Raw genomic sequence first — 11,774 nt, forward strand, 5'->3', positions numbered from 1 at the left:
TTTCCAAAAAATTAAAATCTATGTCCCTATCTGTTAAAAAATATCCAGTAAAACTCATACAATGACAAAACAAAAAGTTACTTTTTTCTGGTTTAGACGTGATTTACGTTTAGAAGACAATACCGGATTATTTCACGCCTTACAATCCGGTTTTCCTGTGATTCCGCTTTTTATTTTTGATGATGCGATTCTGGAAAACCTTCCAAAAAATGATGCAAGAGTGAGTTTTATTTATGATTCGCTTGAAAAGATAAATATTGAATTAAATGCTTTAGAGTCTTCAATTTTAATTAAAAAAGGAAATACCAAAGACGTCTGGCAATCACTTATCAAAGAATTTGATATCCAAAACGTTTTCTTCAATAAAGATTATGAACCTTTTGCGATTAAACGTGATTTATCAATTATTAAATTATTAAAAGAAAATAATATTGAATCTTTCTCTTATAAAGATCATGTGATTTTTGAAGAAAAAGAAATCACAAAAGCAGATGGGCTTCCGTACACGGTTTACACGCCTTACAAGAACAAATGGCTGGAGAAATACCATTTTTCAGGTTCAGCACCAGAATATGATACCAAATCCTACTTTTCGAATTTTGCAAAAAATCAGTTTCCTTTTCCAGATTTGCCCGCCATTGGCTTTGAAAAAAGTGTTATAAAAGTACAATCGCATAATTTAACCCAAATAGCCAATTATAAAGAGACACGGGATTTTCCGGCTTTGGACAGTACCTCTTATCTTTCTCCACATTTACGTTTTGGAACCGTTAGCATCCGAAAATTAGTAAATTGGGCAAACCGAAAAAACCAGACTTTTTTAAGTGAACTAATCTGGAGAGAATTCTTTATACAAATTCTGTTCAGCTTTCCAGATTGTGTCAATCACAATTTCAAATCAGCTTATGACGGGATTCAGTGGCGTAATAATGAAGAAGATTTCAAGCGCTGGTGTTCCGGAACAACGGGTTATCCAATGGTCGATGCCGGAATGCGCCAACTCAACGAAACAGGATACATGCACAATCGCGTGCGTATGGTTGTTGCCAGTTTTTTATGCAAACATTTGTTGATTAACTGGCAATGGGGAGAAGCTTATTTTGCAGAAAAACTTTTAGATTTTGAACTAGCTTCAAATGTAGGTAACTGGCAGTGGGCAGCCGGAACAGGCTGTGATGCCGCACCTTATTTCAGGGTTTTTAATCCGGAAATACAACAAAAGAAATTTGATGAAAAAGGTGAATACATCCGTAAATGGATTCCTGAATTTGATTTAGGATATAATGAACCAATGATAGATCATGCTTTTGCAAGGGACAGGGCGATTGCGACTTATAAGGCGGGGATACTTAAATAAAGTTCCAAATTTTAAATTCCAAATTCCAATCATTATGTTTACTACAATTGGAATTTGGAATTTTTATATTGGAATTTCTAAGCCTAATATTTCAAATAATTCTCAACAACGATCTTCGCTTTCAGATCAAACATTAAATTGTACAGCCCGAAGAAAGTACGGTTCATGTAAATAAAGTGTTTGGATCCGCGGTTTCCGTTCATTTTTTTCAGGTTGGTGTCTTCTGAAAAGCGTTTTCCTAATTCGGCGATAGCGTTGAAGAACGTTTCATCAGCAAAATCGAAAGTTTCGTTTTGAAAAGGTTTAGTAAACAATGATAACAAATCATGGAACATCGCTGTAAAATATTCGATTTCAGCAGGTGTATCGTCTGTGCGAAGGATTTCTAATTCGAATAATTTATCGTTGAAACGATTTTTATCGGTAATGACATTTTTATTGATGAGTTCGAAATACGGAATATAAAAATCATTCGGAATTTGTTTCATACAGCCAAAATCTAAAGCAATCAAACGGTTTTGATCGTCTACCAAAAAGTTTCCGGGATGCGGATCGGCGTGAACTTTTCGTAACACATGAATTTGATACATATAAAAATCCCAAAGCGCCTGCCCTATTTTGTCGCCGGTTTCACGATCAAAATCTTTTACTGTAAATTCCGAAAGATGAATTCCGGTCATCCAGTCCATCGTAATGATTTTCTCTGATGAAAATTCCGGATAGTAATTGGGAAAAAGAATGTTCTCAATTTTACTGCAGGCTTTTACAACTTCTTCGCTTTGCTTTAATTCCAGTAAATAATTGGTTTCTTCAATCAGTTTATCTTCAACTTCCTTAAAATATTTATCAGAATCTTTTCCCTGCAGATTAAACATTCTAATCGCAATTGGTTTTACCAAAGCCAAATCAGACGAAATGCTGTTGGCAACACCCGGATACTGAATTTTAACTGCCAGTTTTTTTCCGTCTTTCTTCGCCAGATGCACCTGTCCGATACTTGCTGCATTAACAGAATTGGCATTGAACTCATCAAAAATTTCATACGGTGTTTTACCAAAATTGCTCTTGAACGTCTTTAACACTAAAGGAGCCGAAAGTGGCGGAACTGAAAATTGTGACAACGAAAATTTCTCCACATACGCCTGAGGCAAAAAGTTTTTGTCCATGCTCAGCATTTGGGCAACTTTCAGAGCGCTTCCTTTTAAGCTTTTTAATCCGTCGTAAATATCTTCTGCATTATTTTCATTGAGTTTATCGCGTGTCAAATCCGGGTTGACTATTTTTTCAGCATAATGTTTAACATAGTTTACTCCAATTTTAGCACCTGTCTGAACCAGTTTTCCGGCTCTTTCTATTTTTGAAGTTGGTATATAATCGATTGTTTTCATGATTTACTGTATATTTTTTCTTTAAACAGAAATTTTCCTAAATCTATCAGATGGTTCATTGGTGCGACATTCATTAATTCGAACGAAGCATTGACTGATTTCTCTATAAAAATATCTGTTTTTTCAAAAGCTGCTGATGAATCGTCTATCCAGAATTTTATCGTCATCATCAACTGTAGCCAGGCACTTTCCTGAATGGCTTTTTCCTGAAACTTCTGCAGTTTTTCAACTTCAAGTCTGTAATCATCCGTCAGGATTTCTGAAACATATTCTTTGAAACTATCACGAAGAGAAGTAAGTTGAACCAAATTCTTTAACGGATTTCTGTCCAGCTTAAGCGATTGCAGAACATAGCTTCTGTTAGCAGTTAATATTTCGAAAAAAGTGAAATAAAAACTCAGCATTTTGTTCTTCATATCGTATTCTAAATAATCAGTGTTTTTGTGCAGCAAATCAATTGTGTTTGCAAAAAACAATCTGAAAATTTCTTTTTCCAAACCTTCCAGCGTTCCAAAAAATGGATAAAATTCAGCCTCTGTAAAATCATTTTCTTTGGCAAAATGATAAACCGATTTTGGTTTCTGGCCTTTTTCCAAAACTTCATTCATGTATATTGAAACGATATCTTCTTTACTGATTACCTTCTTTTTAGCAGCCATTTCTTTTAAATTTAGAATTCGTCCTAAAGGTAAGCAATGTTTGAGTATCTTTATGAATCCTTAAACAGCTGGCACTGTTAAATATATTATAAACTATCATGGCTAAAAACGTATTATTAACCGGAGGAACCGGATTCATCGGCAAACATCTTACCAGTTTACTGATTGCTAATGGTTTTTCGGTATCTATCTTAAGTAGAAGTTCCCGAAACAATACTGATTTTATTACATATTACCAATGGGACTTAGATCGTAATTATATTGATGAAAATGCCATTTTAAATACCGATTTTATTATCCATCTGGCAGGCGAAGGAATTGTAGAAAAACGCTGGACGGAAAAACGAAAAAAAGCCCTTTTAGAAAGCCGTACAAAACCCATTGAACTTATTTATTCGGTTTTGCAAAAAAATAACAAATCACTGGAAGCTTTTGTTTCGGCTTCGGCAGTCGGAATTTACGGAGCAATAACATCTGATGAAATTTGTATTGAAGATACACCGCCGGCAAATGATTTTTTAGGTACTACCTGCCAAATTTGGGAAGAAACCGTTGCTAAAATTGAATCATTAGGAATCCGAACTGTAAAAGTCAGAACCGGAATTGTGTTGGGAAGAAACGAAGGCTTTTTAAAGAAATTAAAACCCAGCTTTAAGTCAGGATTTGGAGCCATTTTAGGAACCGGAAACCAGTATATTCCCTGGATCCATATTGACGATTTGTGTACCATTTATTTAAAAGCAATTCAGGACAAGGCAACAAACGGTAATTATAATGCAACTGTTTTAGACAACACAACCAACGCTGTATTATCTAAAACACTTGCAAATTTATATGGTTATTCCATATGGCTGCCCAAAGTTCCTGCTTTTGTACTTAAACTGCTTTTAGGAGAAATGAGCGTTGCCGTACTTAACGGTCAAAGGGTCTCTTCAGAAAAAATCAAAAATACGGGTTTAAATTTCCAGTTTGAAGATTTAAAAACTGCACTTTCAAACTGTATCTCCTAATGCCTGGTTTTCATTTCAGTGTCAAAAGCATTTCGTCATTTCCAATCACTCCGTTTAACTCAGTATTGACTGTTTTTGCAATTTTAGCAGCTATTCTGTTCGGAATTTCAATATCAAAATCGGCAATAGAAATAGGAAAATCCGATTTAATCTGTATCCCTCCATACACCTTTTTCAACAATGCTTTTACCGCAATCTCTTTGTATTTTCCTCGGATCATCAATTTTCCTTTGATTACATATTCTTTCTCCGTTTCATCAATATCTTTTAAGTCAAATTTTGCAATTTTGCCTTTAAAAAAAGCTTTGGGATAACGATCACTTTCTACATAGTTTTGATTAAAATGCTCTTCCATCAAATCCAGTTTAAAATGAAAATCTCTCATAACAACAGTACATAAAAATGTACTTGCTTTAGGATCTAAAATAATCATAACCGATTTGTTTACCGCTTTTATTTCTTCGAAAAATGGTACGGTAGCTTCAAAATTTATTATTGCCTTGTTGGTAGTAATTTTTTCCTGGGCAATAATAGAACAGGCGGTAAACAATAAAATAAAAAATACAGTTCTTTTCATAATCGTCAGCATTTAAACAATTATGTCATTCGGTTTTTATTTTAAGAAGAAAGAAAAAAACTAAGATCAAAAAAATCGAATGGCGTACTCCGTGAAAAAATATAGTAACTCAATGATTACACTTAAAGTTACGAAATTTTCAGGAGTCTGGCTGATGATTTTATGCTAAATATTTGTGAATCTTTATATTACTTTCTTCCGACTTTTATTAAAGTATAAAACGTTAATATCAGGAGTTAACATCATTCAATTTCAGGGAATAATGTCATCTTAAATGAAGTCAAAAGTTTTTTAATCACAAAGGGCTTCGGCTCCGCCTGACACTTATTCCAAATATAACAAACTGATTTACAAAACTATTAACCAATTTCAACCAATACATTGTATTTGTCTAAACTCGCCAGATCTTCAATCGAATTTACTTTGGCTTCTTTTGCATGTTCTTCTATTTCTTTTCTGGTTTCTATTTGTTTGATACATTTTCTAAAACGACGTACTTCATCCAGATTAGTTAAAATGAGTCCCGGAACCTGAATACTTTTGCCTTCTTTATCCTTGGCAACCATAGTAAAATAAGACGAGTTACAATGTTTAATCACACCCGTCTGAATGTGCTCTGCCTCAACACGGATGCCTACAATCATCGAACTCCTCCCAACATAATTTACGGATGCCTTCATGGTTACTAATTCTCCAACTTCAATGGGTTTTAAAAAGTTTACCGTATCTACTGAAGCTGTTACGCAATAATTGCCGCAAAATTTTGAGGCACACGCAAAGGCAATCTGATCCAGTAATTGTAAAATGTATCCTCCGTGAATCTTTCCGCTGAAGTTTGTATGCGACGGAAGCATCAATTCTGAAATACTAATTTTTGATGAAGAAACGGGTCTGAAATCTGTAGTCATTAATCTTGTAGTTTATGGTTTTGTTTAGTTTATTTTAAAATGAGAATTTAATTCAATAATTGATTTTCATCAGTATTTGAAGCTCTTGCAATAATATTTTCCGGAAGCGTTTTTTTAGCTTTAGCTCCCATTTTTCTTAGTTTTTCAACACTCGAAATCAGGTTTCCTCTTCCGTCGACAAGTTTATTCATTGCGTTTTCGTATTCAGTTTTGGTGTCTTTTATTTTGTTTCCGATTTTTACCAAATCCGTTACAAAACCTTCAAACTTATCGTATAATGCTCCTGCCTGACGTGCAATTTCAAAAGCATTTTCCTGTTGTTTCTGGTTGGCCCACATACTGTCAATAGTTCTTAAAGTAGCCAGTAATGTAGTTGGTGTCACAATCACAATATTTCTTGCAAAAGCTTTATTGTATAAAGCCGAATCTTCGTTTAAGGCAATTGCAAAAGCAGGTTCTATCGGAATAAAAAGTAAAACAAAATCGGGGCTTTCAATTTGGTACAAATCATGGTAATTTTTGCTTCCGAGCTGTTCAACATGCCTTTTTAGTGAATTGACATGTTCTTTCAGAAATTCATTTTTAAGGCTTTCCTCCTCTTCATTTACCCATTTTTCATAAGCTGTCAGAGAAACTTTCGAATCGACAATCATTTTTTTACCATCAGGCAAATTAATCACCACATCAGGAAATACACGATTCCCGTCAGCATTCGTAAAACTTTGCTGTACTTCGTATTCTCTTCCTTTTTCCAGCCCTGATTTTTCGAGCACACGTTCTAAAACCAGTTCGCCCCAATTGCCCTGCATTTTACTGTCACCTTTCAGTGCTTTGGTCAAATTCAAAGTTTCTTTACTCATCTGAACATTCATTTCGCTCAAACCTAAAATCTGCTGACGCAGTGCAGCATGGTAATCTATGCTTTCTTTATGAGTTTGTTCTACTTTTTGCTCAAATCCCTGAATTTTATCCTGCAAAGGCAAAAGGATACTCTTCATATTTATGGAATTCTGTTCCGTAAATTTTGCCGATTTCTCTTCGAGAATTTTATTGGCTAAATTTTCAAATTCTTTGGTAAATTTTTCCTGTAATGCTGTTATTTCTGCTTTTTGCTCTTTATGACGTTCCCATAAATTTTCAAAATCAACTTCTTTTTTAGAAAGCTGAATTGCCAGACTGTCTTTTTCGTTCCGAATATTTTCTTTTTCTGAATGAATTAAATGAAGCTGTTTTTCAAAACTGTTTTTATCATTTTGAAATTGTTCTTTCTGCAATTGAAATTGGATATTTGCTGTATTTAGCTTTTCGTTCAGACTAACTTTCTCCGACTCGAATTTACCCAAAGACAATATTTTACCTAAATAGATTCCCAGGAACAAAGCAATCAGAAAAGCCAATAAAAAGGGAAGTAAATCGAACATAACTACGTTAATTTTAAGTAAAAGTACGCAATAATACGTAGTTCCTGATCTTTATAACTAAAATTTCACGAATTAGTAACCATTCTAAATTAAATAAACAATTGACATTTTTTTTAAATTATTTTTCTCCTGACGCAACCTTTTTTAAACAATAACATCTATTAGAAATAAACCTAATAATAAAATCATGAAAAAATTAATGTTGAGCTTATTTATAGCTTTTGGACTAAGTTCATGTTCTTTGGGCGACGATTTGCCTACTGATACTTGTGGAGACTATACAAACCTTGCTTTTACCGGTTTCCCGCTGCCATGCAATTACACTATCAAGGAATCACCAGTCAATTCGGCTTTTGCTATTATAACCTCTGAAGAAAAACTGAATCAGTATTTTACAAAACATGACAATACCTGTACGATTTCGAGCGATCCTACTATTGATTTTACTAAATATTATCTGGTTGCCATTTTTTCAGGAGAGAAAGCAACTACCGGCTATGGAATAAAAATCACTTCGATAGTAGAAAATAGCTGTCAGATTGTGGTTAATTTTTTTGAAAGTGGTCCACAAACAGGAGAAACCACTTCACCAACGAAAACATATCCTTCTGATTTTGTTTTGATTCCTAAAACAACTAAACCTGTTTATTTTAACAAAACTACAGAAAACAAAGACAATATAGTAATTGGAACTTTTGGAGCCACTAATGACTTTTTCCAACTAAATGACTATAACATTCTTAAGTTTTTAAATGTTGCCGCTGAGGAAAGTTTTCAATTTAATCAATATAAATACACTGCTACAATAAAAAGGGGTGAATATACGTTGTTCCTGAAAAGTGTCCCAACTGAAATCTTAAACTTAAAAGGCCAAACCAAAATCTACGGAGCTCCAAGCTCGTCAAATTTGGTTTATTTTGAATTACACCAAGGTGCCAGTACAACAAAAATCTACATCGACAACAACGATACTGATGATCAGAGTACAGAAGTTAAAGCTTTCAAGAGGGCCATTAAAGACAAAATCCTTCTTTTAAAAGTAAATTAACATGAGAAAAAAACTATTCTTTTTTATTGTATTTGGAATTTTTGCAACTGCTTATTCTTTAGAAGCAAACACAGCCGAAACCAGCAAAATTATCAACACCTGGATTTGGGAAAAAACTATAGGGGGAGAGAGCAATCCTTATATTTCAACTCCCAAGTCAACAGGATTCAATAAAAAAATAGTTTTTACTCAGGACGGAAAAATCATCACCTACAAAGATGGTGTCGAGATTCGAAACAGCGCTTATGAAATAAAAAAAGGAGTTAGTTTTTTTGATGATTCAGAACAGGAACTAATCTCTTTTGAGGGCAAAACTTACATCATAGAAAACCTTGACAATCAAAACTTAACATTAATAAGTAACGATTCTGAAGGAACACGTACCATCTATAAAAAATAGTCTGAATATTTAAAATTCGTTATTTTTGCCAAAATCAAACCAAACTGTTTTTTGAAAAACGACTTAGATACATATATAAAGCAATGCGTACAAAATGACAGAGCTGGACAACTGAAAATTTATCAGTTGTTCTCTCCTGTCTTATACGGTATTTGCTTAAAATATATGAAAAATGAAGATGACGCAAAAGATGTTTTTCAGGAAGCTTTTGTTATCGTTTTTCAGAAAATCCACCAATATAAATTTGAAGGAAGTTTTGAAGGCTGGCTAAAACGAATTTTCATCAACAAACTAATTGAAACACTAAATAAGAAAAAAAAAGAAAGTTTCTTTTTGGATGTTTTTGATCCTGATACCGATTTTATAGAAGAAGAGGAATTAGACATCATTACAGTACCACAGGAAAAACTGCTTGAATACATTAGGGAATTACCCGATCAATACCGAATGGTTTTTAATTTGTATGTTTTCGAAAAAATGAAACATAAAGAAATTGCAGAATTACTCAAAATTTCGGAAGGAACTTCAAAATCAAACCTAAACAGGGCCAAAAAAATTTTACAGAAAAAAATTTTGAGTATTAAAAATTTTAAAACAGCATGAAAAAGCAAAAAATAGAAGATATTTTTTCCTCAATAGAAAACTTTTCGAGTGTTCCGCCACCCGAATTGTGGAGGAAAATTGAAGAAGAACTTGACAAACCTAAAAAGAAAAAAAGAATTGTTCTTTGGTGGTCGGCTGCTGCATGCCTTTTATTAGGATTACTACTTCCATCTGTTTTACATTTTTCCTCTGATTCAGGAATGAAAATACAAAATGACGGATCTGTAGAAAAAAATGTTGTAATTGATGAAAACAAAAAAGACTCAGACAACAAAACAATTTCTACAAAAGATGATATTATCGAAAAAGAAACCGTAGTAGCTGAAAGTTCAACTATAAAAAACACATCAAATCAATCTGCTAAAACACAAAAAAATAACGCCTATAAAACAAACATTACTAAAACTTCTGACACTAAAATGAATTTCGGTACAAACGAGGAATCAAATACTAGTGAAGAAAATAGCAATCAGACTATAGCTGAAAAAACTTTTAGTACACAAAAACAAAATTCATTTAATTCTTTTTCTAATAATCAATTACCAAATTCTAAAAAAAGAAATGAAAATCAGGCTGTAGCTGAAAAATCCTTTAGTACACAAAAGCAGAATTCATTTAACTCTTTTTCAAATAATCAACTACCGAATTCTGTAAAAAACAATGAAAATAAGACTATAGCTGAAAAAACTTTTAGTACTCAAAAACAAAATACATTCAATTCTTTTTCAAATAATCAATTACCGAATTCTGTAAAAAACAATGAAAATCAAGCCGTAGCCCACACAACTTTTGGTACAGAAAAACAAAACACTACTAATTCTTTTTCAAAAAGCACAATATCAAATTCTGTTTTTGAAGAAAAAGCAATTTCCAAAAACGCTGCTGTTATTGCTTTAAATCGATCAAATTCAACAGAAAAAAATAATTCTTTAAATGAGAGACAAACTGTAACAGAAACTATCAGTTCGAAAACTGCCATTGCAGAACTTACTCAAAAAAACAATGCTGCATTGAGCAAACAAGATTCTATTCAGTTAGTTCAGTTACAAAATTTAGAAAAAGGTATTGCAGAAGTTGAAACTAAAAAAGACAAAAAAACTACGCCTGGTTCTAATAGTGAAAAATGGTCTTTGGAAGTTTTTGCGGGAATTGCTAATTCTGAGAATTACGGCAAACAAAAGACTCTTGGAAATGTTAATGAATCTAAACAGACAAATACATACGGAGTAAAAACAAATTACAAACTAAATAAAAAGTGGGCGGTAAGTTCCGGTTTAAAACTAAATGAACTGGGACAAAGCATTGCTAATGTTTCATACTACAATAATCATGAAGCAGTATCAATTCCGTCAGCCCCGCTAACAAATGACTATTTACAAAGTAGTTCTACATTAATTTCGCCAAAAATAACAGATAATTCCAGCTATGTTTTTGTTTCAAAAAGCACACAAAACACTTTAAAAAGTGACAATGTTGAAAGTGGAAATATTAACCAGAGTTTAAAATATATTGAAATGCCACTTGAGGTCTCTTATTCCCTATTCAATAAAAACAAAACCAATATCAGCCTGAATACAGGTGGTTTTGTTGGAAAACTGATTTCAAACGATGTGACTTTAAACGGAAGTTCAATAGGCGATAACCTAAACGCAAATGATTTTGTTTATGGCTCTTTGTTAAGCAGCACTTTTCAATATCAATTATACAAAAAAACACATGTTTTTGTTGAGCCGGGGATGAATTATTACATCAATCCGCTGAATAATCAAACTTTTAACCAATTTCAATGGTCGTTTAATTTTGGCCTTAATGTTTCGTTTTAATTCTTAACTAAAATGGACAATCATAAGCAGTGGACTAATTCAAAATCAATATCAAATGATTTAATTCTTGTAAAAGAACTAGTTTTTAACTGTTGCAATTTAAAATCCACTCTGCCTGAACCGGAAACAGAAAGTGCTGAATATAGTGCTTATCGTTTTGAAATCAACGATAAAAAAATCTGTTATAGGGAAGCTAAAATTACACCAACAAAAACGGGACAGTTTGTTACTTTGTGGAAACGGAATATATCAGGCACTATTGAGCCATTTGATTTTTCGGACCCAATCGATTTTGTGATTATCAGTGCCCGAAAAGAAAATAATTTTGGATTATTCATCTTTCCGAAAAGTGTTTTACTGGAAAAAGGAATTTTCTCTACTTCAGCTAAAGAAGGCAAAAGAGCAATTCGTGTTTATCCACCCTGGGACATTACTACAAGCAAACAGGCTCAAAAAACGCAGGAATGGCAGGTTAATTATTTTTTAGAAATATTCGAAAAGGAAACTATAGTTTCAAAAGCAAAAAAATTATTTGATATCTCATAAAAAAACAGGCAGTCTCAAATGAGCTGCCTGTTTT

At 33.0% G+C, this 11,774-nt stretch carries 12 protein-coding genes; 7 read left to right on the forward strand and 5 right to left on the reverse strand.

All coding sequences use genetic code 11. The features are described from left to right. Nucleotides 1-61: 61 nt before the first annotated feature. Nucleotides 62-1,357 carry a cryptochrome/photolyase family protein gene (locus GWR14_RS02970; protein WP_163407571.1) on the forward strand — a complete coding sequence of 432 codons (1,296 nt, stop codon included), beginning with the start codon at nt 62-64 and terminating at the stop codon, nt 1,355-1,357. 83 nt (nt 1,358-1,440) lie between these two features. On the opposite strand, the gene GWR14_RS02975 is transcribed toward GWR14_RS02970, so the two are convergent. After that, nucleotides 1,441-2,745, reverse strand: a complete 1,305-nt coding sequence (locus tag GWR14_RS02975) for an ABC1 kinase family protein (RefSeq protein ID WP_163407572.1) — start codon at nt 2,743-2,745, stop codon at nt 1,441-1,443. After that, nucleotides 2,742-3,404 (reverse strand): TetR family transcriptional regulator C-terminal domain-containing protein, encoded by a 663-nt coding sequence (locus tag GWR14_RS02980; RefSeq protein WP_163407573.1) that lies wholly within the window; start codon nt 3,402-3,404, stop codon nt 2,742-2,744. The genes GWR14_RS02975 and GWR14_RS02980 overlap by 4 nt, the downstream gene beginning before the upstream one ends. 98 nt (nt 3,405-3,502) lie before the next feature. On the opposite strand from GWR14_RS02980, the gene GWR14_RS02985 reads away from it, so the two are divergent. Next, a complete protein-coding gene (locus tag GWR14_RS02985; protein ID WP_163407574.1) occupies nt 3,503-4,414 on the forward strand; it encodes a TIGR01777 family oxidoreductase in 912 nt (303 codons plus the stop codon). 10 nt (nt 4,415-4,424) lie between these two features. Here the strand turns inward: GWR14_RS02985 and GWR14_RS02990 are convergent, their stop codons facing one another. The 3 genes from GWR14_RS02990 to GWR14_RS03000 form a co-directional block, all read right to left on the reverse strand. Further along, nucleotides 4,425-4,991, reverse strand: coding sequence for a YceI family protein (locus GWR14_RS02990; RefSeq protein WP_163407575.1), 567 nt, complete (start codon nt 4,989-4,991; stop codon nt 4,425-4,427). A 359-nt stretch (nt 4,992-5,350) separates the two neighbouring features. Continuing rightward, nucleotides 5,351-5,899, reverse strand: a complete 549-nt coding sequence (locus GWR14_RS02995) for an acyl-CoA thioesterase (RefSeq protein WP_163407576.1) — start codon at nt 5,897-5,899, stop codon at nt 5,351-5,353. Between the two features lie 47 nt (nt 5,900-5,946). Further along, a complete protein-coding gene (locus tag GWR14_RS03000; protein ID WP_163407577.1) occupies nt 5,947-7,320 on the reverse strand; it encodes a DNA recombination protein RmuC in 1,374 nt (457 codons plus the stop codon). A 187-nt stretch (nt 7,321-7,507) separates the two neighbouring features. Between GWR14_RS03000 and GWR14_RS03005 the strand changes: the two genes are divergently transcribed. The 5 genes from GWR14_RS03005 to GWR14_RS03025 are packed head-to-tail and all read left to right on the forward strand — an operon-like array spanning nt 7,508 to nt 11,740. Continuing rightward, complete coding sequence (locus GWR14_RS03005; RefSeq protein ID WP_163407578.1) at nt 7,508-8,368, forward strand: protease complex subunit PrcB family protein; 861 nt, start codon at nt 7,508-7,510, stop codon at nt 8,366-8,368. A 1-nt stretch (nt 8,369) separates the two neighbouring features. Then, complete coding sequence (locus GWR14_RS03010) at nt 8,370-8,768, forward strand: hypothetical protein (protein WP_163407579.1); 399 nt, start codon at nt 8,370-8,372, stop codon at nt 8,766-8,768. Nucleotides 8,769-8,819: 51 nt separating this feature from the next. Next, complete coding sequence (locus GWR14_RS03015) at nt 8,820-9,371, forward strand: RNA polymerase sigma factor (protein WP_163407580.1); 552 nt, start codon at nt 8,820-8,822, stop codon at nt 9,369-9,371. Then, on the forward strand, nt 9,368-11,194 hold the full coding sequence (locus tag GWR14_RS03020) for a hypothetical protein (RefSeq protein WP_163407581.1): 1,827 nt from the start codon (nt 9,368-9,370) through the stop codon (nt 11,192-11,194). Before GWR14_RS03015 ends, GWR14_RS03020 begins: the two co-directional genes overlap by 4 nt. A 12-nt stretch (nt 11,195-11,206) precedes the next feature. Continuing rightward, entirely contained in the window at nt 11,207-11,740 is a 534-nt protein-coding gene (locus GWR14_RS03025) for a MepB family protein (protein ID WP_163407582.1), read from the forward strand. Nucleotides 11,741-11,774 lie beyond the last annotated feature (34 nt).

This window comes from Flavobacterium ajazii, from assembly GCF_010614725.1.
GTDB lineage: Bacteria > Bacteroidota > Bacteroidia > Flavobacteriales > Flavobacteriaceae > Flavobacterium > Flavobacterium ajazii.